Origin of the sequence: Chromobacterium sp. Beijing (assembly GCF_021496765.1) — a bacterium.
Taxonomy (GTDB): Bacteria; Pseudomonadota; Gammaproteobacteria; order Burkholderiales; family Chromobacteriaceae; genus Chromobacterium.
On sequence record NZ_CP053750.1, the window covers coordinates 4,516,956 to 4,541,322 of the forward strand.

General features: G+C 67.2%; 16 protein-coding genes. 9 read left to right on the forward strand and 7 right to left on the reverse strand.

Translation table 11 applies throughout. From position 1 onward, the window contains the following. Nucleotides 1–7: 7 nt before the first annotated feature. The 4 genes from HQN78_RS21120 to HQN78_RS21135 all read right to left on the reverse strand — a co-directional run bounded on the left by HQN78_RS21120 (nucleotide 8) and on the right by HQN78_RS21135 (nucleotide 4,316). Complete coding sequence (locus HQN78_RS21120) at nucleotides 8–1,189, reverse strand: PrgH/EprH family type III secretion inner membrane ring protein (protein ID WP_107800843.1); 1,182 nt, start codon at nucleotides 1,187–1,189, stop codon at nucleotides 8–10. Between the two features lie 192 nt (nucleotides 1,190–1,381). Continuing rightward, a complete protein-coding gene (locus HQN78_RS21125) occupies nucleotides 1,382–2,164 on the reverse strand; it encodes a hypothetical protein (protein ID WP_235086013.1) in 783 nt (260 codons plus the stop codon). Next, nucleotides 2,161–2,625 (reverse strand): type III secretion system invasion protein IagB, encoded by a 465-nt coding sequence (gene iagB, locus HQN78_RS21130; protein WP_304502823.1) that lies wholly within the window; start codon nucleotides 2,623–2,625, stop codon nucleotides 2,161–2,163. The genes HQN78_RS21125 and iagB overlap by 4 nt, the downstream gene beginning before the upstream one ends. Then, entirely contained in the window at nucleotides 2,622–4,316 is a 1,695-nt protein-coding gene (locus HQN78_RS21135) for a HilA/EilA family virulence transcriptional regulator (RefSeq protein ID WP_255701192.1), read from the reverse strand. The genes iagB and HQN78_RS21135 overlap by 4 nt, the downstream gene beginning before the upstream one ends. Nucleotides 4,317–4,929: 613 nt before the next feature. Between HQN78_RS21135 and HQN78_RS21140 the strand changes: the two genes are divergently transcribed. The 5 genes from HQN78_RS21140 (at nucleotide 4,930) to HQN78_RS21160 (ending at nucleotide 10,852) form a co-directional block, all read left to right on the forward strand. Further along, entirely contained in the window at nucleotides 4,930–5,331 is a 402-nt protein-coding gene (locus HQN78_RS21140; protein WP_227105408.1) for a hypothetical protein, read from the forward strand. A gap of 58 nt (nucleotides 5,332–5,389) precedes the next feature. Then, on the forward strand, nucleotides 5,390–7,993 hold the full coding sequence (locus tag HQN78_RS21145; protein WP_235086018.1) for a hypothetical protein: 2,604 nt from the start codon (nucleotides 5,390–5,392) through the stop codon (nucleotides 7,991–7,993). A 175-nt stretch (nucleotides 7,994–8,168) separates the two neighbouring features. Next, complete coding sequence (locus tag HQN78_RS21150; RefSeq protein WP_235086022.1) at nucleotides 8,169–9,698, forward strand: hypothetical protein; 1,530 nt, start codon at nucleotides 8,169–8,171, stop codon at nucleotides 9,696–9,698. A gap of 360 nt (nucleotides 9,699–10,058) precedes the next feature. After that, nucleotides 10,059–10,439, forward strand: a complete 381-nt coding sequence (locus HQN78_RS21155) for a hypothetical protein (protein WP_235086024.1) — start codon at nucleotides 10,059–10,061, stop codon at nucleotides 10,437–10,439. Next, nucleotides 10,439–10,852 (forward strand): hypothetical protein, encoded by a 414-nt coding sequence (locus HQN78_RS21160; RefSeq protein WP_235086027.1) that lies wholly within the window; start codon nucleotides 10,439–10,441, stop codon nucleotides 10,850–10,852. The genes HQN78_RS21155 and HQN78_RS21160 overlap by 1 nt, the downstream gene beginning before the upstream one ends. Before the next feature lie 177 nt (nucleotides 10,853–11,029). On the opposite strand, the gene HQN78_RS21165 is transcribed toward HQN78_RS21160, so the two are convergent. From HQN78_RS21165 to HQN78_RS21175, 3 genes are all read right to left on the reverse strand, one after another. After that, on the reverse strand, nucleotides 11,030–13,663 hold the full coding sequence (locus HQN78_RS21165) for a hypothetical protein (protein WP_235086030.1): 2,634 nt from the start codon (nucleotides 13,661–13,663) through the stop codon (nucleotides 11,030–11,032). A 139-nt stretch (nucleotides 13,664–13,802) separates the two neighbouring features. After that, nucleotides 13,803–15,680: a GMC family oxidoreductase gene (locus HQN78_RS21170; protein ID WP_235086032.1), complete on the reverse strand. Its 1,878-nt coding sequence runs from the start codon at nucleotides 15,678–15,680 to the stop codon at nucleotides 13,803–13,805. A 9-nt stretch (nucleotides 15,681–15,689) separates the two neighbouring features. Further along, nucleotides 15,690–18,140 (reverse strand): hypothetical protein, encoded by a 2,451-nt coding sequence (locus tag HQN78_RS21175; RefSeq protein ID WP_107800832.1) that lies wholly within the window; start codon nucleotides 18,138–18,140, stop codon nucleotides 15,690–15,692. A gap of 407 nt (nucleotides 18,141–18,547) precedes the next feature. On the opposite strand from HQN78_RS21175, the gene invF reads away from it, so the two are divergent. The 4 genes from invF to HQN78_RS21195 all read left to right on the forward strand — a co-directional run bounded on the left by invF (nucleotide 18,548) and on the right by HQN78_RS21195 (nucleotide 24,353). After that, nucleotides 18,548–19,327, forward strand: a complete 780-nt coding sequence (gene invF / locus HQN78_RS21180) for an AraC family transcriptional regulator InvF (RefSeq protein ID WP_304502824.1) — start codon at nucleotides 18,548–18,550, stop codon at nucleotides 19,325–19,327. After that, the gene (gene sctC / locus HQN78_RS21185) at nucleotides 19,324–21,060 is read left to right on the forward strand and encodes a type III secretion system outer membrane ring subunit SctC (protein ID WP_304502825.1); all 1,737 of its coding nucleotides are present in this window, start codon (nucleotides 19,324–19,326) and stop codon (nucleotides 21,058–21,060) included. The genes invF and sctC overlap by 4 nt, the downstream gene beginning before the upstream one ends. Beyond that, complete coding sequence (locus HQN78_RS21190; protein WP_304502826.1) at nucleotides 21,050–22,183, forward strand: YopN/LcrE/InvE/MxiC type III secretion system gatekeeper; 1,134 nt, start codon at nucleotides 21,050–21,052, stop codon at nucleotides 22,181–22,183. The genes sctC and HQN78_RS21190 overlap by 11 nt, the downstream gene beginning before the upstream one ends. 106 nt (nucleotides 22,184–22,289) lie before the next feature. Beyond that, on the forward strand, nucleotides 22,290–24,353 hold the full coding sequence (locus HQN78_RS21195) for an EscV/YscV/HrcV family type III secretion system export apparatus protein (protein ID WP_235086034.1): 2,064 nt from the start codon (nucleotides 22,290–22,292) through the stop codon (nucleotides 24,351–24,353). Nucleotides 24,354–24,367 lie beyond the last annotated feature (14 nt).

Consider the following 24,367-nt stretch of genomic DNA (forward strand, 5'->3'; position numbering starts at 1 on the left):
CTTTTATTTACAGGGGTTTGGGGAAGTACCAGTGGCCGGTCGCCATCTTGACGTAACCCTGGTTGCCGTACTTGAAGGACTTGCCCTTGAGCCAGTCGTCCTTCAATTCAATGGCGAATTGCACGTAGCGGCCGCCCCACTGGCGGTAGTAGTCGTCGACGAAGCGGCGCGCGCGCAATAGTTCGCCGTCGTCCAGCGCGCCCTGGATCACGAAGGTGACGCCGTTGGGCTGCTCGCTGCGGGTGAAGGGCAGCGCCTGGCGCGACAGGCCGGTTTCGGCCTGGCTCGCGGCGGCGGCGTCGTCCACCGGCACGATGTCCACCGCGTCGGCGTAGGGCATCTGCTCGGCCAGCCGCTGCGACAGCGCCTGGCTGGCCGGCCCGCCCAGCGCGGCGCGCTGTTGGCTGACCCACAGCTGCGGCCGGCGAGGGTTGTCCAGCTGCAAGCGGTAATAGGGCAGGTGGGGGTAGTTATCCGCCAGCCAGCGGCCCATGCGTTCGTTTTCCTGCTGAGGGCTGAGCACCTGCGCCGGGCGGTTGTAGTCGCCGCGCGCCAGCACTTGCCGCGCCCAGGCGCTGTCGCGCTCATTGGCGGCGGAGACGTAGAACACGCCGTCGCGGCCGGGCAGCACCTGGAAGCGCTGGCTGTCGCGTCCCAGCAGCGCGTTCAATTCCGAGGCCTGGCGTTGCGGGGTGTTCCACAGCCAGTAGCCGCCGCCGGCCAGCAATAGCGCGGCGATCACCGCCAGCGCCACCGCGGCGGCGGCGTGGCGGCGCGCCGGTTTTTGTTCCGGCGGCGGCGCGTCCTGGCCGTGGCCCAGCACTTCCGGCGACCAGGACAGGTGCTCCGGCCGCAAGGCCAGTTCCAGCGCGCCGATGCGCAGCGGGCGGTTGAATTCGGCCGGACGCTCGTCCACGCCGGCGTCGCGCAGTTCGCGCAGCGTCACCCGGTCGGGTTCGGCGCGGTCGATCAGCACTTCGAAATTGACCCCGCCTTGCTCCAGAGGAATGAACAGGGCGTCTGCCGGCAATTCCGGCAACTGGCCGGCCTCGGTCAGGGCGGCGGCGGGACCGACCAGGAACAGGGTCTTGCCCGGCTGCAGCAGGAATTCGCAGCCGCGCAGCGGGCTGTTGAGCAGGCGGACCACGATGGGCGCCGGCGCGGAGAGAGTGATGTCTTCAGCTGCCATGGTGTCTGTCGGTGAGTGCGCAAGGTTCTGCGATGTTGGCATCCACTTTACGGACATGCGGGGACGGATTCCTGATGGAAAACCGATGAAATCTCGGGAGGGGAATCAGATTCGGGGAGGAGGGAAAAAGCATGGCGGCGTGCCGCGGAAGCGGCGGCCGCCATGTAAAGGGGGATCGGGAGAGTTGCGGAATTACCGCAGCTGAGCGCTGGCGGCCCGCGCCGCCATTTTTTGCTGTCGCTCTTTCAATTCGTTGATGAGCTCCGCTCCCGCCGGCGAGGCGGCAGTGGGCTTGGAACCCGGCTCCTTGCGCAGTTTCTGGCTTTGTTCGTCACGCAGTTGCTGGATATCGGCCGCGCTGGCCGCCGCGATCTTGTTCCAGGCGCGCGCCGGGCCGGCCGCCGGGGCCGCCGCGTTGACGGGCGGCGGCGGCGGTGGGGGAGGCGGAGGCGGCGGTGGAATCTGACCGGGCTGCGTCGGCTGCGGCGCGGCGGCCAGGACCGGGGCTGCTGGCGGGGCTGCCGCGGCCGGCGCGGCTTGCACGACGGCGGCCGGCGCTTGAGGCGCCTTGGCCGGGGCGCGCTTGCCGGCGGTGTCCGCCAGTTTCTGCTCGAAATCCTTGAGCGCCTCGGGCGTCATGCGTTGGCGCAGCAATGCCATCGGGTCGCGTTTGGGCGTCGGCGCGGTGTCGGCGCGGGCCGGGCCGACGTCCGCCAGGGGCGCGGGCTGCCGCAGTTTGGCCATGGGCCGAGCCGACGTTTCCGCGCGGGCCTGGGGCGCGGCTTGCTGGAAAGCTTGCCGCAGCAGGCCTACCGAGCGGCCGGGCTGCGCCGTGCGCGGCGCGGGCTGGGGCGCGGCGCCCTGGCTGACGCCGCGCAACTGGGCGGTCCAGGCCGAGGAGGGACTGGGCTTGGGGGCGGTGGGCGGCGGCGTCGCGGACAGCGCGCGCGGGGCGGGAGAAAGCGAGCGAATCATGAGAGCTCCTTGCTTGGGGGTGGGGCGGCTTGGCGCAGCTTCTGGTAGCGCCGCCACACTTGCTCGGCGTAACGCATGCGCAAGGCGCGGCGGCTGGGCGCGGTGCCGGCGTTGTAAGCGCCCACCGCCTCCCAGGAATAACCGTAACGTTTCATCATCTCGGCCAGGATGGAGGCGCCGACGACCACGGACAGACAGGCGTCGCCCATCAGCTGCGGTTCGGTGACGCCCAGCTGGCGCAGCCGCGGCAGATGGGTGCTGTTGATCTGCATCAGGCCCAGGTCCCGGCTGCCGTCGCGGTTGCGGCCCACCGCGTCCGGCTTGAGCCCGGACTCCTGCTGGGCGATGGCGTAGAGCAAGTCCGGCGCGATATTGAACATGCGGCCGGCGCGATCCCAGCAGTCCGCCCGCGCCGCGCCGGCGCACAAGAAGAGGGCGGACAACAGACAGACGCGGATCACGCCGCCTCCGGCTGGCAGGGCTGAGCGTGTTCCGCCAGCTCGCTCAGTCGCGGATCGTGGCGCCAGGCCTTGATCCACAGATAGCCTTCGGCCTGCAATTGGCGCCAATGCTGGACCGCGGCCTCCGGGCCCTGCGCGGCCAGGATCAGCGGCAGCAGGCTGGAGCGCACCTGGCGGCTGTCCACCTTGGCGAGGAAGGCGCGCAAGGCGGGCACCGCGGCGTCGCCGCGACGGCAATAGTCCACGTAGCTGTGATTGAGGGCGAGCAGGCCGGCTTCCTCGCCGGAGTCGCGCACCGCCTGCACCAGCTCGTCGGCTTGCGCGTGCTGGCCTTGCAGCCCCAGCAGCAGCGCCAGCACGCTTTGCAGCACCGGGTGGTTCTGGCCGTATTGGCAGAGCTGGCGCTTGCCCAGCGACACCGCGTCGTCGATGCGGTGTTCGTAATAGGTCAGCCACAGCTTCAGAATGCTGGCGGAGATGCGCGAGGGGTCGCGTTCCAGGCAGGCGTCCAGCGCCTGCTGCGCCTGGGCCAGTTTGCCGGACAGGAATAAATGCCAGGCGTGGTAGTAATGGATGTCGACGGCATCCGGCGCCAGCAGCCGCGCCTGTTCGAACAGCGCCTCGGCCACCGCCTGCTCCGAGCGCATGCTGCTGAGCAAGGCCAGCAGTCCCAGCGCCTGCGGATTGGCCGCGTCCAGTTCCACCGCCTTGTTCACCGCCTGTTGCGCCTGGATCAGCGCCTGGGCCTGGTCGAACAGGCCCAGCTGGGCCAGGGTCAGATAGCACTCGGCCAGGCTGCAGTAAGGCAGCGCGTGGCTGGGGCCGGCGTTGACGCATTGGCGCAGCAGCATCAGCGCGCGACGCAGGCTGGACGGGGTGTGTTGCTGCAGTTCGTGGCGGCCGTTCAGATAGGTGATGGCCATGTCCAGCGAGCCCAGCTCGTTGTTCTGGCCCTGGTTCCAGCGCAGGCCGGGAATGCGTTGCGGCAACAGGCTGGCGAGCCGGGTTTGCAGCGCGGTGATCGGCTGTTCCGGGCTCAGCTCTATGCTTTCATGGTGGATCAGCTGATGGCCGGCGGCGCGCACCAATTCCACCCGCAGCTTCCAGACGCCGCCTTGCTGCAGGGTCTGGCCGGCCAGGTAGTAGTCCGGGCGCAGCTGATCGATCATCGCCACGATGTCGGTGACGTCGCGGCAGTTTTGGGTGATGGTGGCCGGCAGCACGATCAGGCCGAACGGCGAGTAGCGCGACAGGCATTGCACCAGAGCGTTGTGCAGGCTGACCGCGTCCAGCTGCGGATGGGTGCGGAAGGGCAGCACGGCCACCGAGCATTGCGCCGCCAGCAGCGTGGGTTTGGACACCATGGCCACCGGGCGGCTGAAGCGATAGCCCTTGCCGTACACCGTGTCGATATAACGGCAATCCTTGGTTTCCAGCAGGATGCGCCGCAGCGCGTAGATACAGCGGGTCAGCGACTCTTCGTTGACTTCGCCGTCCGGCCAGACGCGGTCCAGCAGCGCGTCCTTGCTGACCAGCTCTCCCGCCGCTTCCAGCAGGGTGGTCAGCACAGCCAGTTCCTTGGGCGGAATGCTGATCTGCTGCTCGCGGTGCAGCAGCATGCCGTCGAAGTGAAGGACGAAGTCGCCAAAAACAAATTGCCTGTTCATGAAGCCATCTTTATGTAACGCCATCTTCTAGTTCCTCTTGCGCGCACGGCGCAATAGCGCATGGCGGACCATGCGGATCGAGTCGACCAATGCTGCGACTTGTGTGCTATTCCCCGTAGCATCGCGGCATGTCGGCGTGTTTTTTGTTCGGTGGATCTGTTGGGTGATTTGCGCTGGTTCTTGGGGCCGGCTGCGGATTCGCATCGCGCGGCGTGTGTCCGCCGCTTCCCGCCCGCTGTCGCCTGGAATTGCCAGTGTCGTCAACTGGCGCTCAAAGCCTTTATCCGGTCATAAAAACAGAGAGAGTGGATGGTACTTTTGCCGCCGAGGGCCAGCTTGCAAAAAATGTTCAGCGAATGACATGGTCTTGTTTGTCCTGTTGTTATGTCATCGGGTTGTTAGGGAGGTTTTTGATTTCCTTCGCATAAATTGATGTATGTAGGAATACTACGTGAGGGAGTGCTTGCTACAAATGGGAAAACTCTCAAAAACGAGGGGGCGGCTCGGACGAGGCCGCGGCCGATTTATGCAAGTTCGGTTACCGGCGTTGGGGTAGTTTGACGCTGTCGCCGAGCATGCGCCGGCGGCCCCTCATCACCGTTGTTCTGGCCTCGCCGCCAAATCAGGAGCGTTTGAAATGTCTTTTAATGTTTCGTCGAAGCCGACCGCCAATTCCCCCCGTTTGGCGACGCTGTCCGAGCCGCAGCCAGGCGCGCCGTCCGCGCCGGCGCAGAGCCCGTTCGCGGCCGCGCTGCGCGGCGGCGGCATGACGGCGCAGGCGCCGGCTGTCGAACAGAAGCCGGCGTCCAAGCAGGCCGACGCCTGGCAGGCCGTGATAGCCGAGCTGGCTCGGGACTGCGCTAAATATTGCGATTTGGCGGCCCAGGGCGTGAAAGACGGGACAGTCAGTCCCGAGGCGCGCGGGCAATTGCAGGGGCTGCTGCTGGGCTGGACGGAGATGGGGCGGGAATTGCAAGCGGAAAGGCCGTCGCCCTTGGCGTTGGCCGCGAACTTGAAAGCCGGCAACGGCGAAAACTAGGCAGTCGCTCCGGGCCCGGCCCGGCGTTTGAGCCGCGATGCGGCGCGAGGAGGCATCCATGTTGGACACAGTTGCAAGCGGGGCGGGTACGGTGCGGTTGCAGGGCTTCCGCCGCTTATCGGAATCTTCGGCGCCGCGGCCGGCGCAGGGCCTGGCCGCCGCCTTGAGCGGCGCGCGCGGCGCGGCGGAACGCCGCGTGGAAGACGCGCCGCCGGCGCGCGGCAGCCAGGTGGTCCTCAGCGACGACAAGCTGCGCTTGCGGCGCGAAGACCTGGGCCAGACCCTGCTGGCGATGAAACGCGAAGCGTATCGCCAGGCGGAGCCGGAACGCTCGCGCTGGCCGCGCTGGGTGCAGGCGCTGAACATCCTGCCGCGCAGCCACGCGGTGGCGCCCAAGACGGTGGCCATCGTGGAAAGCTTGCGGCAGAAGTTGGCGGCCGGCGACGCGCAGACGCCGCTGGACATTAAAGAATGTGCGCGGCTGTCGTTGGACATGGAAGCGCTGGCGCGCGCGGCGACGCCGGGCAGCCCGCTGGCGGAACTGGGCCAGCGGCTGGCCCTGTTGGGCCAGGCGGCCTGGGCGCAGTTGGCGCGGACGGAGGCGGAAGCGCAACTGCTGCCGCAATTCCAGCGCTTTGATCAGCCGGGCGCCAGCCAGGAGCGCAATGTCGGCGCTTCGGTCGGGGTCGGCCTGGGACTGGGCGAGGCCGGCGCCGGCGCCAAGGCCACCTTCAGCGTGGGCCTGGCCTGGAGCCGCGGCATGGACAACGACGACGAAGGCTTCGTGTTCCAGAACCAGGGCAAGGCGGTGTCCGCACGCGCCGGGATTCAGGGCGGCGTCGGCGTCGCCTCCTTGTCCGGCGCGGTGGAGGGGCGCCGCCAACGCACCGTGGCGACCGAATACGCCAGCGCCACCGCCTTCGTCAAACTGAAGGCGGACCAACTAGCTCACGGTTCGCGCCGAGACACCCTGGGCGTCAGCGCCCGCACCGCGGTGGGCGCCTTGATCCGCTTGTTCCGTCCCGGCCACGGCAATGAATTGCGTCAGTATCAGCAATTGCAACAGCAGGCGGCGGATCAGCAGCAGCGGCTGGGCGTATTGCTGGGCTGGCTGGGGCAGCGCGACAGCGCCGCGTCCCTGCCCGGCGCGCAGACGCCCTATCTGCCGCCCAGCACGGTGGATAGCGTCAAGGGCAGCGCCTCGGCGCGCGCCGAAGCCGCGGGCGTTGGCGTCGGCGTCGGCGCGGCGGTGGAGCGCATCGACATCCAGGCCGACGCGCTGACCCCGATCTGGCAAGGCCTGCGCCAGGAGCAGGGCGCGGCGCGCAACGCGACGATCGCGCAACAGCGGCTGGCCGGCATCGAACAAAAAGCCGCCGCGCTGATGGGCGCGGACGCGCGCAATCATCCGCTGAGCTGGCTCAGCGGCGCGCAGAGCATGGCGGCGCTGCGCGAACAGACGCCGGAGCGGCTGCGCGACGCCGCGGACGGCCTGCGCGCCGAATTCGAACATTTCTGCGCCGTCGCCCAGCAATTGGACGCCGGCATCGGCAAGCGTCAGGGCGGCGCGGCGGTGGAACGCTCCATCCAGGCCGCCTGGCGCGCGGGAAGCCGCGAGGAAACGCTGGCCAATATGGCGCTGGCCCACGCCGCGCTGACCCTGAGCGCGGCGGGCAAGGGCGACGAGGCCTTGTTGCAGAGCCTGGACGAGCTGGCGCCTCGGCTGTACGCGCCGCCCGTCCGTCACGACGCGGCGGCGCTGGCCAAGCGCACCAGCTTCCACGATGTGCTGCGCCTGCAGATCCGCGACCGCAGCATCGCGCTGGATCTGGGCGGCGCGCTGGGACCGCTGGGCCTGAAAGCGGAAGCCTCGCTGACCGAACGCACCCGGGTGCATCACAATCCGGTGCGAGCCGGGGATTACAAGGACGTGAGGATCAGCCTGTCCGGCAATCTGAGCGGCTCTTGGCCGCTGGACGCCTTGCGCGACGCTCTGAGCGCGCAGCTGGCGCCGCACGGCCTGGCCGCCGAAGTGCCGGCGGCGCTGGCCGGCCTGCAAAGTTCCGCGGGGCTGCAAGGCGGCGGCGCGCTGACCCTGCTGCTGCGCTTTTATCGGCCGCAATACCAGACCCAGGCCGATTTCCCGGCCGAAGCCGCCGGCTTCCGGCTGCAACTGAGCCGGGTCAGCGCCAGCGGCAACCTTGGCCTGTCCGCCTCCGGCGGCGTGCCGCTGCAGCCGGGCGTGTCCCTGGAGCTGGGCCTTAACGCCGGCGCCTCCGCCACCGCGGTGCTGGGCGAGCGCTGGGGAGACAACAGCCTGAGCGCGCCGCTGATGCATTATCTGCACCTGAAGGCGGTGGACGAGAGCGAGCGTTGGCCCGCGATGAGAGAGGCGCAGCGCCCGGCGCTGGAAGCCTTGTGCCGCAAGCTGGCCGAGCCGGGCTCGGCGGTGCGGCGGGAGGCCGATTACTACCTGCGGCGCCAGGGCGCGGACGGCGCGGATTTCTTCGCCGCGATGGAAGCTTACGCTGTCGGCGGCTCCAGGCCCGCCGGGGACGCAGCGCTGAAGGAACTGGACGCGATGATGGAGCGCCAGCTTCCCTTATGGCAGGCGGACAAGCAGAGTTTCGCCGGTTGGGAAGAACTGCCGCTGGCGCGCTAGCGGCGGTGGCGGACAAGCAAGAAGAATGCGGCGCGCTCAATCGGCGCGCCGTTTTATTGCGCCGGCATTCCGTTCTGCGGTTGGCCTTCTTGTCGCAGTGGTCTTTTTCTGAAAGTTTGCATTGGCGCTTGGTGGGAGATTGGAGGCTGAATTCAACCTTGAAAGGAAGCTCCCCATGTTTGTATCCAGATCAGGCGGTACCTTGAACGCGGTGTTCGGCATGGACGCCCAAGGCAAGCCGGAGGCGACGGCCAAGAGCGGGCCCCAGGGCGTGGCCTTGTCGGCTGCCCAGCAGCAGGCGGTCAGCAACAGCAAGTTTTTCGAAGCGGGCGCCAGCATGTCCTTGCTGGACCGGCCGGGCAAGATGGGCGATGTGTTCGATCAGCATGCGCGGCAATTGGCGGGTCTGTTGCGCCACACGCTGGATGGGCAGGGAGAAGCCGCCGGCCGCACCGTGTACTTCCAGGGCCGCGAGCAGACGCTGGGCGCGGTGCTGCAGGCGGCGATCAAGCCGCTGTCGGCGGAGTCCGACCAGATCGGCCGGCAGATGGGCGGCGGCCAGGACTTCCAGCCCTGGTTGCTGGATACCCTGAGCACGCCGTTGCAAGGCCGCGCCGATGGTTCCGGCAAGCAAGGGCATGCCGAACTGCTGACCAAGATCCGTACCTTGAGCGCGTTCGGTACCACGGTGTGGCAATTGATGAACCCGGTGGAAAATCAGGCCAAGCCGGAGCTGTTCTCCCAGCACAAGCAGGCCAACGCCGACGCCTGCGGCGCCTTGCTGCGAGAGGCCGGGCTGTCCGCGCAGGCGGATGACTTCGCCGCTCGTTTCAAGGAGTTCGCCGGCAAGACCCGCACGCCAGGCTTCGACAATCCATTGAGCCGTGCGCGCAGCGAGCGCATGCCCATGGTGGCCACTGACGAAGGCGGCGCGCGCGCGGTGAATGGGGTGTACGAAGACGCCGCCAAATACGGGCTGGGTTTCGGCCAGGTGGTGCAGCGCACCGTTGACGGCGCGGACGACGCGGCTTTGCGCCAGGCTTTGGGCGACCGCAACCAGAACATCAACGCGATTGCGCGCGAAGGCGCGCCGATCGCCGACCTGAGCCGTCCGTTCACCATGTCGGAGGCGGATATGGGCGCGGTGCCGGAGGCCTACGCACAGCTGGGCATCGGCCAGATGCTGGAACAGCACGCGATGACGCACGGCACCGGCATCAACCGTTGGCAGCCCTTCGGCGCGTTTGCGATGGAGAGCAATGAGCAGGGTCTGCCTTCCGCCGGTGCCCAATCCGGAGGCACCTGCGATATTTTGCTGGCGCTCAACACCCTGGGCGAGGAACGGATTTACGGCAAGCCCGAACTGGCGCTGCCGGCGGGCCTGGGGATTGCCGCCTTCATGAATTTTGGCGGCTATCATACCTTTGCCGAAACCTTCCCCATCGCCGAGGCCGCCGCCGCCAACCGCCCCTATGTGCCGACCAATCTGGCCGCGGTGAATCAGCCGGAGTTGTACCAGCGCATGCAGGCGACGGCGGAAACGCATTGCCCGGAGGGCAGCGAGCAGATGGGGCGTTTCTTGGGTGCGCATGTGGGCACGCTGGCGCCGCTACTGAGCCAGCATCCCGATCTGGACTTGAGCCCGCGTGCGCATGATGCCGAGTTTCACGGCACACCGGCGCAGATCGAGCAGTGGCGCGCCTGATTGGCGACTCCAGCCACCGAAAGGCCGCGGCCTCCACGCCGCGGCTTTTTCACGCTGCGGGCGGGGGCGGCCCCATCCCGCGTTCTTGACGCCCTTCGCCAGCCTGTTTAGGCTTGGTTCCGCGCCGTGCTCAATCACACAGCGCAGGGCTTGCAAACCCAAAGTCGTTTAACCGCAGACGAGCCGTCCGCCTTTGGCACTGCTACGTCTGCTGCCACGCAGTACCCATTCGGGATGGGCCGTGGCAGGGAGTCCTATGGACTGCCGGTCTATTGGTTAAACGAGCCGGTTTTGCAACCTTGTCATGTGCCTGTCCCAGCCTCGCCTGGGCAGGTTTCCAAAGATGACATGGAGACCGTGATGACCTTCTCTACTTTTCCCCCCGCCATGCCGCCGCCCGCCTGTCCTCACTGCGCAGGCCAACACCCCACGCCCGCCACTGTGCCGGTGATGGAGCAGTTGTATTCATGTTCCCAGCGTTTGCCCGCCGCCGCCGGCGATGTGACGAAACTGGGCGAATTGGGCCGGCAATTGAACGATTGCTATATCCAACTGGACTCCGCCCTGCTGAGCGGGGTGATGGACATCCGCGCCGCCCACACCGGGCTGTTGGCGCTGCTGACCTTGCTGGAACGCCGCGACGAGCCCTTGCTGTTCAGCAGCGAGGAGGCGCTGGCCTTGCTGGAGCCGATACAGCAGCGTTTGCAACGCGGTCTGGAGCACGTCAACGGAGTGTTGTGATGGCGGCCAAGGAGAGCATTGTCATGATGAGGCTGCTGATCCAGCACCACGACGTCCTCAAACGCGCCGCCAGTTTGATCTCCGCCTATGAAGAGCGCATCGGGGCCATTGCGTTGACGGACGAGCACCCGGACCATCCGGCCGACACCGCCAGCATTCATCTGGAGATCAGGCGGGCGCAGGTGGGTTTTGAGCTTTGGGACCAATGGCGCGGTGAGCACGAGCCAGCCCGTACCGCCTTGTTGCGGATGTGGGCGTCCGGGAAGTGGACCAACCGCGACACCTGTGTGCGGCAGTGTTATCGGCTGGCGGGCTTCAGCAATATGGTCACCGCCCGCCAGGCCTTGGTAGGCGCGCCAATGCCGGAGCCTTTGGCCGTCCAAAGGCAACACACCATGTGGGGGACGCCGTAGCCGGCTGTCCGGCGGTGTGGCGTCGCACCCGTTTCCGCGTGGGTATCGCTGCGCTCCACCCACCCTACGGTTGGAGCCGCGTTTGGGCTGCGTTTGGGTAGGGAGGGTGGAGCCGTCAGGCGATACCCGCCAACTCGCTGCTGTCCGGCGGCTCGGGAAGGTCCGGCCTGCTTCCGTTTAGGCTCCCCCGTCCGCGGCCAGCCAGCCCGCGCCGTTGCGGTCCAGTTCCCGCACCGCCTGTTCGCCTATGCACAGCCCCAGTTTGCGGTAGCTCTCGAACTGGGATTCGTCGAACCACTGATTGAGCGTGGACTGGTGCGGGAAGGCCGGATGCTCGGCCCGGTATTGCAGCACGTCCACCGGCTCCATGCCCTGGCCTTGCAGGCAGGGCTTCAGGTAGAGCAGGTGGCCGTTGGCGCCGGAGGCGTAGCGGATGTAGCCGACGGCGAAGGCGGACCGGCTGAGGCCGGTGGCCGGATCGCGGCGGATGGCGTCCACGTCGATGTGGATTTCCGCGCCCAGGTCTATCCGGCATTTGCGGATGGCGTTGCCCAGGTCCTCGAAAGTCATTTGTTCGTCCTGACCGGCGTCGCTGATCACGATCAGCCGGCATTCCCGCCGCAGCAATTCATACAGGCCCAGGTTTTCGAAGTGGCCGCCGTCGCTGAGATAGACGAAGTCCGAACGGGCGTTGGTCCGGCCCAGCAATTCATTCAATAGATAGACCCAGCCCTGCGGCGGGGACATCGCCTGCAGCGCGGCGCCGGGCTTGCCCGGATTGGGGCACCAGCGGCCCAGCCGCACATTGAACACCGTCAGCAGAAAAGTCACCGCCGGAGAGCTGTGATAACCCTGGTTGGGGCTGACCGCGGCGCCGGACACCGCCATCAGCGAGCCTAGCATCGGTCCCTGCTCGGCCCCGGTGGCGTCGTCGTGCATATAGGCGCGGGTGGGCACAAAGGCGTCGATGACTTCCGGCGCGCTGTCGGGAAATTTGTAGCCGCAGTACAGCGGGGTGAAGGTGAAGGAGGCGGCCTTGCGCTGCTGCCAGGCCAGGTCGTCGCCGGCCACCAGATTGAGGGCGGTGTTGATCAGGTGGTAGGGCCGCTGCGGCGGGCCGGAAGGCGAGCCGGCCAGCTCGGCCAGCGGCAGGTCGTCGCCGGCGTTGAAGCCGGTGAAGCGGTTGACCGTGTCCGCCCGTTGCGGCGCGCTGGCGCCCAGATAACCGCGCGTCAGCCGGTTGCGGTAGAAGTTGTGCAGCGAGAACAGATTGATGTCGAAGCGGGAGGAGGCGAACACGGCCAGTCCGACGAAGGCCAGGATCAGCGCCGCGTACAGCCCGCCGCCCATGCCCTGTTGTTCCGAGGCGGCGAAATGCAGCGCGGTCCAATCGCTGAGGCCGCAGCGCTGAAAGCCGCACAACTGCTGGCGCAGCTGCCAGCCGTCGGCGTGGATCTCCAGCGCCGCCAGCAGCCAGCTGAGGCCGGCGCTGAGCAGGATCAGCAAGCCGGCGACGAAGACGTAAGGCCCGATGCGGGCGACCAGGTCGCGCCAGCCGGCGGACTGGCCGCAGCCGGTTTTGGCGGACTGGCCTTGCCAGACCGCGGCCAAGGTGGTCAGCAGCCAGGCGGGCAGGGTCAGCGCGCGCAGCCAGTCGGCGGTCACCGCCAGCAGCGGCAGCGATAGCGCCACCACGAGGAACAGCAGCACCAGCGCCAGATCCAGCGCCAGCAGCAGGCCGCCCAGGCGCGACCACCATTCGCGCTGCAGATCGGAGAAGCTGCGTTTGACCAGGCCGATGTGCAGCGCGGCGCTGAGGGCGAACACCGGCGGCAGCACGGCGAAGGCGCCGGCCACCACATACCAGGCCTGGGCCAGCGGCGCGCGGATGCCCAGGCCGTAATCCAGCGCCTGCAGCAAGAGCCACAGCTTGCCGCCGCCGGCCAGGCCGGCCAGCAGCGCCCACAGCACGCTGCGCAGATAGCCGTTGCCGCGCAGCTGGCTGAAGCCGCGCGCGAGCAAAGCCCAGTAGCCGGCGTAGGCCAGACTGGAGACCAGGGCCACCCGCCACAGCGGCAGCTGGTGCCAGAAATCGGCGCGGTTTTCCAGTTGCTGGAGGGTGAACACCGCCATCGCGTAACAGAAAAGCAGCAATAGCCCTATGCTGCAGGCCGGGGCATTGGGCGAGGCGGCGGTTTTGCCGTCGCGGGTGGTGGCGCGCGCCAACAGGGCGGACAGCACGGCGGAGGCGGCGGCCACGGCCAGCGCGGCGGTGCCCGCGTAGGGCCAGGCGGCGAGGCTGCGCGCCAGGCCCACCAGGAAATGGGGGCCCAGCAGCAGCGCCAGCAGCAGGCTTTGCAGCACGATCTGGTTGAGGATGAAGTTGCGCCAGTAGGTGATGACGGCAGACAGAGTGTCCAGGCTGAACAGGCCGGTCTTGGGCGTCAGGTAGTTGCTGTAGTCGCGCAGGAACTGGATGGCCGGCTGGCGGCCCTGATGGTCGCGCAGCGTCTGTTCCATGCCGGCGTTGCCGGCGCGGCGCTTGAGCGCGGACAGCCAGCCGCCGAGGTAGCCGCCGCCGGACACGGTGGACAGATAGTCGAACTCGCGCAGCCAGCGGCTGCTGGCCAGCGCCTGCAGCACGCCCAGGTTGAAGGTGGCGCTGCGGATGCCGCCGCCGGAGAAGGCGAGGCCGGCTTGCGGCGCTTCGTCGCCGCCTGGACGTTCCACGCCTTCTTCCGCCCGCGCGGCGGCGAGGCCGGCGCGTTCGTCGGCGTGGACTTGGGAGAAGGGCTGGGTCGGGGTGCTCATCGGGTCCTTTCCGACGGAATGGGTCGAGGTGGCGGCGCGGGTGGGGCGGGGAGATGATATGGGTTTGCTTCCCTATCCTCTCCACGCCTAAAGGCCACTCGGCAAGGCCGGTTCGCGCCTGGGCGCCATCCCGCAGCGCTTATGAGCGCTTGGCGTCTTCCAAAATCGCCTCCGCCGCCTTCTCCGCGATCATGTAGACCGCGGAGACGATGAAGAAGCCGGGAATGCGCGGAAACACCGAGGCGTCCACCACGCGCAGGCCGCTGACGCCGTGGACGCGGAAGCGGCTGTCCAGCACGCCGCCGGCTTCGCGCGCGCCGATCGCGCAGCTGCAGGAGGCATGGTGGCCCCAGGCGTTGTCGCGGACGAACTGACGCAGTTCGTCATCGCTTTGCAGCGCCTCGCCGGGCAGTTCCTCCTCCGCGATCAGGTTCTGCTTTTTCAGATCGGCGGTCAGGCTGCGCACGAACTTGATGCCTTCCACCACCGAGTCCAGATCCTGATCGCCGCCGGCGCTGCCTTCCTCGAAGTAGTGGAAGTTGATGTCCGGCGGGTCGCGCGGGTCGGCGGAGCGCAGCTTCACCGTGCCGGCGCGGTTATTGGTGTGCGCCTTGAGAATGGCCCAGGTCAGGTAGTTCAGGTGTTCGGGGAACAGGCGCGAGTAGCCGGGGAAATAGCCTTTGAACAGGCCCAGCAGCGCGAAGCAGAACAGGTCCGGCAGCGGCCGTTCCTGCGCCGAGCGGCGGATCACCGCCAGCACCGCGCCATTGGTGGTGTAAACGCCCTTGCGGCCTTCCGTCCATTGCTTGTATTGCGGGTCGCCGGGCGCGAATTCCGCGTCTTTCAGCACTTCCCAGTGCTTGAAGTTCATCCGGTTGACCACGCCCACTTCGTAGCGGTCCTGCAGGTTCTGGCCGACGCCGGGCAGGTCCACCCGCGGCGCGATGCCGTGCTCTTGCAAATGGGCGGCCGGACCGATGCCGGACAGCATCAGCAGCTGAGGGCTGTTGAAGGCGCCGCCGGCCAGGATGACTTCGCGGCTGCAGCGGACTTCGCGGCGCTCGCCGGCGGCTTCGCTGACCCGGCCGCTGGCGCGGTAAAGGCCGGCGCCCTTCAGGTATTCCACGCCGACCGCGCGCTGCCCTTCGTCGAACAGCACCCGGGTGGCCAGCGCGTCCAGCTCGACGCGCAGCCGTTCCGGGTGGCGGGCCGCCGCGTCCAGCACCCGTTCGCGGCTGCCGTTGCGTTGATGATTGCGGGTGGCCAGCGGCGGGTAGCAGACGCCGACGGCGTTGTCGCGCACCAGCCGCCAGTCGTTGGGATCGGCCTGGCCTTGCAGCAGCCAGCGCCAGCTGCGGTGCGGCACGTCCACCTCCTGGAAGACCTTGTCCACCGATACCAGCAGGGTGTCCACCAGGCCGGCGTCGCCCAGCGCGGATTCCGGGATCGCCTTCTCGGTTTGCAGCCAGCCGCGCCAGCCGTGGCGGGTGGGGTTGACGCCGAGCAGGCCCAGCCAGCGGTAGAGCGGGCGGTGGTGGCAGTTCTCCAGCCGTTCGAAATAGCCGCGCATGTGGTCCGCGCGCCAGCTGGGGTCGCCGGTGAGCTGGGCGATGCCGTCCCAGTCCGCGTTGTGCGGGTAGACGGTGATCATGGCGTTGTGGGCGGTGCAGCCGCCCAGCGCGCCGGCGCGCGGATAGAGCACGCCGTCCACGTTCTGGCCGTTCCATTGCGCGCGGTATTTGGGGTCGCGTTTTTGCTGGGCGTCGTCGGCGTAGTGGCGGACGAAGTAGTCCAGCTTCATTGCTTCGTTTTCCGAGGCCAGCGCGTGGAACACCGGCACATCGTAATCGTCGGGCAGCCGTTCCGCCTGGGGCTGCCAGGCGTCGCCGCCCTTGAGCGCGCGCGGGTCGCCGCCGGCCTCCAGCAGCATGACCCGGTGCCCGGCCTCGGCCAGCCGCGCCGCCAGCGTGCCGCCGCCGGCGCCGGAACCCACCACGATGTATTCGTATTCGTCCATGGTGCGCCTTTAGAAGGTTTTCAGGAATTCGATCAGCGCGTACTTGTCGCTGTCGCTGAGGCCGGGTTCCTTGCTTTGGTAGCCGGTGCCGAAGTAATGGCCGCGGTTGACCTCGAAGTCCGGGCAGGTGCTCAGCTCAAGCATCGGCTGCGCCAGGTTGGCGAACACCTTGCGCGCCTCTTCGTCGCTGGCGCCCGGCGGCAGCGCCTTGAGGTCGTGCTTGATCTTGAGCAGCAGGTCCAGCAGCTTCTTGTCGTGCTTGAGCCGTTCGCCCAGCGAGGGGTTGTCCAGCGTCACCTGCAGGTTGGAGATCAGGTTGACCGGGGTGCCGGCCGGAATCGGGCCCAGTTCCACGCCGTCCTTGCCGAACAGCCAGGGCAGATAGCGTTGCAGCGGGCCTTGCAGTTCTTGCAGCGCGTCCGGCAGGTAGCCGGTGGGCACGCGCAGATAGCTGCGGGCGGTGGTGCGGTCTATCAGGCCGGGGATTTTGGCGCCCAGCATCGTGTCCTTCTCGCGTTTTTCCGGCCACAGCAGTTTCTGGATGGAGTCGTTGAAGGACTCCATGCGCGCGGCCACCGACGGGCTGGGATTGAATTTGCCCAGGCTGTTGTTGAGCAGGAAGGGCGCGGTGGACCAGACGCTGATCAAGGAGGCGGGACGGGTGTAGCCGCGGCCGCCGGCCGGCATCTTGTATTGCGAGGGCGCGCCGGTGAAGGGGTTGTGCACGGTGATCTCGCCGACCGAGGGCAGGTCTTTATAGGTTTTGGACGAGAAGTTGTCCCAGATATTGCCCTTGAGCGCATTGGTGGCCAGCGGGCTGCAGGCATTGGTCTGCAGCAAGGTCACCGGCACCCGCAGCTCGGTGGACAGGTAGTTGTCCTTCAGGAAGTCGTCGGCCTGGACGATCTGGCGCATTTGCGATTTGAAGTCTTCGGTCTTGGTCCAGTCCCAGTATTTGTTGAAGCAGCCCAGGTAGTCCGGGCCGGCGCAGCCGGCGGTGGGGTCCAGCGGCGGCACTTTGGGCGGCAGCTTGCTGGAGTGGCAGCGCGCGCAGTTTTCCGCGAACACCACCTTGCCGCGGCTGAGCTGGGCGGCGTCGCGGCTCAGGTATTGCTCGCCGCCGGGGGCGTCCTTCAGCTTGTGCGGGTCCGTGCTTTTCAGGAAGAACAGCGCCATGTTCACGGTCTGCTGCTCGGTGGATTGCCAGTACACCGAGTTCTTGCGCGCGTCCGCGATCTGGATCGGGGTGATGGTCTTGCCGCCCACCAGCGGGTTGAAATGCAGCAGCCATTCCTCGCTGAACAGGCCGATGTTCAGATACACGCGGTTCAGCGCGCCCAGCGCGCCCACCGAGTCCGAGCCATCTTTCAGCACCCGCGGCGTCCATACGGTCTTGGGCGGCTGGAAGAACTGGGTCAGCGGGCCGTCTTTGACGAAGTCGTTGAACTGCTTGTTGTTGAGCCCGCCGCCGGCCAGGGTTTCCTTGCCCCAGCGCTTGGCGATGTCCAGCCGCGGCCCCAGGCCGTACACCGCGTTCATGGTGCGCGGGTTGTTGATGGAGTCGGTGGAGATCAGCGAGGTGTCCAGCGCGCCGGGGCGCGAGGTGTGGAACAGCTGGAAGGGGAAGCTGCTGGGGTCGGCCTGCCAGGAGAAGATGCGGTCCACCCAGAAATACTGGGCGCCGACGTTGGAGCTCAGGTTTTCCCACTTCGGATGTTCCGGGTCCGCCGGCGGTTTCACCGGATTGGGGCCGACGTGGCAGAACGCACAGGACATGCCCACGCGGTAGGGGCGGATCAGGTCCTTGTCGTTGTAATACGTCGGGTCTTCGTAATAGCGCTTGGCGTCCCATTTCTTGGCCGCGGCTTCGTCGAAGGCCGGGTTGGGGAACAGGCGCAGGCCCACCACGCCGGTGGCGTAGCCGTAGAAGGAGCCGGCGGGCAGGTTCTTGCCGCGCGCGCCTATGGCCACGCCCGGATATTTCTGCTCGTTCTCGAATGGGTCTTTCGGGCAATCGGCGCGGCGTTGGTCCAGCCACAGGCCGAAGCGCTTGTCGTCCGGGCCGCCCGCCTTGTCGAAACAGGGCTCGTTGACCAGGCCCAGATAGTTCCAGCGGTTGTCGCGGCTGAACTTGAGGCCGGGGTGGGAGGACAGGGTCTTGAGCAGGTCCAGATTGCCCACGCTGACGGTGGCGAGCTTATCCCACAGCCTGTCGTTGCCGCCGGTCCACACCAGCCAGGTGTTGCGGCCTTTGACTTCGGCGGCGTCCAGCGCCACCGCGCTGTCCATGTCCTTGAAGTAGTCCTCGTCGGCGGCGGGGAAGGATTCCACCGTGCGTTGGGCCTGCTTGGCTTCGTCCAGCACGGTGCCGGGCTTGGGCTCGCCGTCCCGGCAGCCGGCCAGGCTCAACAGCAAGAGCAACGCCGCTCCCCGGCGCAGGGTAGGGGTCAACTGGGCCATCGCATTCTCTCCATCGGCAGCACGGCGGTTTTTGATTTTGGTTCGATCATTTATTTGGCATGTCGGGCCTATCTCTGCCTATAGCACGGCGGCGGCGCGGCCGCGCCCGCGTAGTTTTGCTGAGCGTTCTTACGGATGGCGAAAAGCCGGCGCCATGGTCGATAGTTGAAAGTTGCCCGCGGCGGGGAAAGGGATAATCGCGGCGCTGATCCCGGCTCAAGCGGGGCGCGCCTGCGCGCTCGCTGCGGCCTGCGCCGCGCGAGGGCCGTCGCGGCGGGCCTGTTCTTTCTATCTGGCGGGCGCTGGAGCGAAAACTCGGGATCCCATCAGATTTGCATCAGGATTCGCCCGCGGCGCTGGGGGACACTTTCCCGGTCCAAGCACGAGCCCCGCAGGGCGTTTGACCGATGACCGATAACGATGTGTTGCTCCCGCTGGAGACTTTGGAGGCCGCCGCCAAGCGCTGCGCGCCGGCCCAGGACGTCTGGCTGCTGCCGCCGCGCCGGGAAGAGGCGCGGCTGGAATTGAGCTGGGAAGAGGGCGCGGAAACGCTGACCCTGGCGGCGGATTGGCAGGGCCTGCTGCTGCTGGACCGCGTGGATGTGAGCGTGGCCGCCGGCGCGCTGACCTTCCAGCCGGTCCGGCTGGAGCCCTTGAGCAAGCTGCTGGCTTTTGTCGACGAAGCCAAGACCGACGAGGCCCGCGACGCGGACGCGCCGGCTGGCGAGGCGCGTTGCGCGCAATTGCCGCTGGCCGATCTGAGCGCCTGGCAGGACCGCAAGCGCTGCGAATACTGGTTCTTGCTGCAAGTGTTGACGCCGTCGCCGGCCTTCGCCGCGCTGCTGTCGCTATTGCGCCGCAGCGAGAGCTATTGGCTGGTGCGCTTCCTGCTGGCCCAGTCCACCTGCGGCGACAAGCTGCAGGCGCTGGGCGAACGCTACGGCGTGTCCTACTCCCACTTCCGCCGCTTGTGCCGCCACGCCTTGGGCAACGCGGCCAAGACCGAGCTGCGCGACTGGCGCATGGCCCGCTCGCTGCTGGACGTGGCGGAGGGACGGGAAAACCTGACCCAGGTGGCGCTCAAGCACGGCTACGCCTCGTCGTCGCATTTTTCCAACGAAATCAAAGGACTGATCGGCGTGTCGCCGCGCGGTCTGTCCAATATCATTCAACTGGCCACCAAATGAATCGAAGCTTTTTATCCGCCGCGCTGCTGGCCGCGACGCTGCTCGCGGCCCTGCCGGCCGCCGCCGCGCCGGAACCGGCGCGCGCCGCCGACTCCGCCGGCTACGTCGCCAAGAAGGAGGGCCTGCGTTCTTTCTTCGACGCGATTTCCTCACGGCTGAAAAAGCCGGTGATCGTCAGCAAGCAGGCGGCGCGCAAGCAGATCAGCGGCGATTTCGACCTGGCCAATCCGCAGGCGCTGCTGGACAAGATGACCCAGCAGCTGGGCCTGATCTGGTATCACGACGGCCAGGCCATCTACGTCTACGACGCCAGCGAAACCCGCAACGCGGTGGTGTCGCTGCGCAATGTCTCGCTCTCCGCCTTCAACGACTTCCTGCGCAAGTCCGGCCTCTACGACAAGCGCTATCCGCTGCGCGGAGACAACCGCAGCGGCACTTTCTACGTGTCCGGGCCGCCGGTCTTCGTGGATCTGGTGGTCAACGCCGCCGGCTTCATGGACAAGCAGAGCGACGGCATCGAGCTGGGTCGGCAGAAGATCGGCGTGGTGCGGCTCAACAACACCTTCGTCAGCGACCGCAGCTATGAGTTGCGCGACCAGAAAATCGTCATCCCCGGCATGGCCACGGTGATAGAGAAGCTGTTGCAGGGCGAGGACAAGCCCTTGCAGACCGCCGCCAATCCGGCGCGGCCGCCGGCGCGGGGCAGCGACATTCCGGCGATGCCGGACTTTCCCGCCGGCGGGGAGCTCAAGGCGCCGGCCTACCAGGCCGGCCTCAGCCTGCCCGACGCGCTGAAGCAGGACGCGGCGGCCGGCGACATCAAGGTGATCGCCTATCCGGACACCAACAGCCTGCTGATCAAGGGCACCACCGAACAGGTGCGCTTCATCGAAAACCTGGCGCTGGCGCTGGACGTGGCCAAGCGCCATGTGGAGCTGTCGCTGTGGATCATCGATCTGGACAAGGGCGACCTGGATCAGCTGGGCGTCAACTGGAGCGGCAGCGTCACCGTGGGCAACAAGCTGGGCGTGGCGCTGAACCCCAGCAATTCGATCAGCACGCTGGACGGCACCCGCTTCATCGCCTCGGTGATGGCGCTGTCGCAGAAGAACAAGGCCAATGTGGTGTCGCGCCCGGTGGTGCTGACCCAGGAAAACGTGCCGGCCATCTTCGACAATAACCGCACCTTCTACGCCAAGCTGGTGGGCGAGCGCAATGCCAGCCTGCAGCACGTGACCTACGGCACCCTGGTCAGCGTGCTGCCGCGCTTCTCCGCCGACGGCCAGATCGAGATGTCGCTGAATATCGAGGACGGCCGCGAGGCCAAGAGCCCGGATTACGACAAGGACCCGCAGGACGCCTTGCCCGAGGTGGGCCGCACCCGCATCAGCACCGTGGCCCGGGTGCCGCAGGGCAAGAGCCTGTTGATAGGCGGTTACACCCGCGACGCCAATATCGAACAGAACAACAAGGTGCCGTTCTTGGGCAGCTTGCCGCTGGTGGGCGGCCTGTTCCGCTACCGCAGCCAGAACCAGAGCAATACCGTGCGCGTGTTCCTGATTCAACCGCGCGAGATCGACGATCCGCTGACGCCGGACGCCAGCGATCTGTCGGCGGCGGTGGCCAAGGAGGGCGGCATCTCCAGCGATCCGCTGCAGCAATGGGTGCGGGATTATCTGGACCGCGAACAGCGCGCCGAGGGCGCGGCCAAGGGCGCGACGCGTGGACATTAGCGGCCGTCCGCCGCCGGTCTTCGGCGTCCGCTCGCCCAAGCATCAGGGCAAGCTGGACGCCCAGCGCGACGCCCAGCGCCAGGGCGAGGCCCGGCAGGCGGACGCGCAGCAGGTGGAGGACGCCAGCCCGGCGGCCGAGGTGCAGCGCTTCGTCCAGTCCACCGATGAAATGTCGGCGGCGCTGACCCAGTTCCGCAACCGCCGCGATTACGACAAGAAGCTGGGCCATCTGGCCGACAGTTTCGAACGGGTACTGGACGAGGAAGCCCAGCCCAAGGCGCAGCAGATCGTGAACGTGGCCAAGTCCCACGGGATCAGCGCCGAGGACTTGCTGCGCCAGGCGCGTTCCTTGTTCCCGGACGACAGCGATCTGGTGCTGGTGCTGCGCGAACTGCTGCGCCGCCGTCAGCTGGACGAGGTGGTGCGCAAACGCCTGCAGGCCCTGCTCAAGCAGGTGGAGGAGCAAGCCGAGGCCAAGCCTTTGAAGGCCGGCATCAATTGCGCGCTGAAGGCGAGGCTGTTCGGCAAGGCTTTGTCCCTGAGCCCCGGCCTGCTGCGCGCCAGCTACCGCCAGTTTCTGGAGAGCGAGGCGGCGGAAGTGGAGATTTACGCCGACTGGGTGGGCAGCTACGGCTACCAGCGCCGGGCGGTGGTGCTGGATTTCATCGAAGGCGCGTTGCTGGCCGACATCGATTCGCTGGACGCCAGCTGTTCGCGGCTGGAGTTCGGCAACCTGCTGGGCCGGCTGAGCCAGCTCAAGCTGCTGCGTTCGGCCGACGCGCTCTTCGTCGGCCGCATGCTGGCCAACCCGCAGGTATGCGCCTTCAACCCCAGCGAGGCGGACTGGCTGTTGTTCCTGCTGTCGCTGTTGCAACAGCCGCAGCAGCTGGACGGCCTGCTGGCGGAGACGGTGGGCGACACCGCCTTGCTCAGCCGCCACAGCGAGCATTCCACCTTGCTGCAGGCGCTGTACCAGGCCTGCAAGGCGCTGCCGCCGCAGCTCTTCGTCGACGAACGCTGGCTGGACGCCTTGCAGGAGGAATTCCGCCGCCTGGCCGCCATCGCTTACCGCCACGAGCTGGCCGAGCGCCGGCGCGAGGCCGAGGGCGGCGGCGCGGAGTAAACGAGAGCCGCCAGGCAAGGCGGGGGACACGTCCCGTCTTGCCTGGCTGTTTTTCCCGGCGGGCCGCGGCCCGTCGCCAATATCGAATCGCTTTGGATGACTAACGGTGTTTAATTCCCTGCTCAACGGTGCGCGCTCGCGGCCGGAATTGCTGATCCTGCTGTTGATGGTGATGATCATCGCGATGCTGATCATCCCGCTGCCCACCTATCTGGTGGACTTCCTGATCGGCCTCAACATCGTGATCGCCGTGCTGGTGTTCATGGGCTCCTTCTACATCGACCGCATCCTCAGCTTTTCCACCTTTCCCTCGGTGCTGCTGATCACCACCCTGTTCCGGCTGGCGCTGTCCATCAGCACCAGCCGCCTGATCCTTATCGAGGCGGACGCGGGCGAGATCATCAACACCTTCGGCCAGTTCGTGATCGGCGACAGCCTGGCGGTGGGCTTCGTGGTGTTCTCCATCGTCACCGTGGTGCAGTTCATCGTCATCACCAAGGGCTCGGAGCGGGTAGCCGAGGTGGCGGCGCGCTTCTCGCTGGACGGCATGCCCGGCAAGCAGATGAGCATCGACGCCGACCTCAAGGCCGGCATCGTGGACGCCGACGGCGCGCGCGAACGCCGCAGCGTGCTGGAGCGCGAAAGCCAGCTTTACGGCTCCTTCGACGGCGCGATGAAGTTCATCAAGGGCGACGCCATCGCCGGCATCATCATCATCTTCGTCAACTTCATCGGCGGCATCGCCGTGGGCATGACTCAGCACGGCATGGACCTGTCCACCGCGCTGTCCACCTACACCATGCTCACCATCGGCGACGGCCTGGTGGCGCAGATCCCCGCGCTGCTGATCGCCATCAGCGCCGGCTTCATCGTCACCCGCGTCAACGGCGACAGCGACAATATGGGCCGCAACATCATGAGCCAGTTGCTGGGCAACCCGTTCGTGCTGGTGGTGACCGCGGTGCTGGCTTTGGCGGTGGGCATGCTGCCCGGCTTCCCGCTGATCGTGTTCCTGATCCTGGCCGCGGCGCTGGGCGGCCTGTTCTATTACAAGCGCCGCATGGCCGGCAAAGGCGCGCCGGGCGCGGCCCAGTCTCCGGCGGCGGCGGCGGCGGCCGGCGGGGCGCCGGCGAGCGGCAAGGACAGCTCCCTGGGCCTGATCGGCAATCTGGACAAGGTGGCGGCGGAAACCGTGCCGCTGATCCTGCTGGTGCCCAAGGCGCGCCGCGCCGCGCTGGAGCAGGCGCAGCTGGCCGAGCGCCTGCGCAGCCAGTTCTTCATCGACTACGGGGTGAGGCTGCCGGACATGCTGCTGCGCGACGGCGAAGGCCTGCCGGACAACCGGGTGGCGGTGCTGATCAACGAAATCCGCGCCGACGAGTTCGAACTGCATTTCGATCTGCTGCGGGTGATCAATTATTCGGACGAGGCCGCCGCGCTGGTGCAGCCGGTGTTCAGCGCCCAGGGCGCCAGCCAGTGCGCCTGGGTGCGCCCGGCCGACGGCGACAAGCTGGCCAAGCTGGGCTACCAGCTGCGCCCGGCGCTGGACGAGCTCTATCACTGCCTGGCCGCGCTGCTGGCGCGCCACGTCAACGAATACTTCGGCGTCCAGGAAACCAAGCACATGCTGGATCAGCTGGAGGCCAAATACCCGGACCTGCTCAAGGAAGTGCTGCGCCACGCCACGGTGCAGCGCATCGCCGAAGTGCTGCAACGGCTGCTGGCCGAGCGCATCTCGGTGCGCAATATGAAGCTGATCATGGAGGCGCTGGCGCTGTGGGCGCCGCGCGAGAAAGACGTGATCAATCTGGTCGAGCATGTGCGCGGCGCGCTGGCGCGCTACATCTGCCACAAGTTCGCCAGCGGCGGCGAACTGCGCGCGGTGATGATGTCCGCCGAGGTGGAGGACATGGTGCGCAAGGGCATACGCCAGACCTCGGCCGGCGCCTTCCTCAATCTGGAGCCGGCGGCTTCGGACGAGCTGATGGACCTGTTCGCGCTCGGCCTGGACGGCATGGGCATCGCGCACAAGGACCTGGTGCTGCTGGCCTCGGTGGACGTGCGGCGCTTCATCAAGAAACTGGTCGAAACCCGCTTCCGCGACCTGGAAGTGGTGTCCTTCGGCGAAATCGCCGACAGCGTGTCGGTGAACGTGATCAAAACCATTTAAAAAAGGATTCCGCC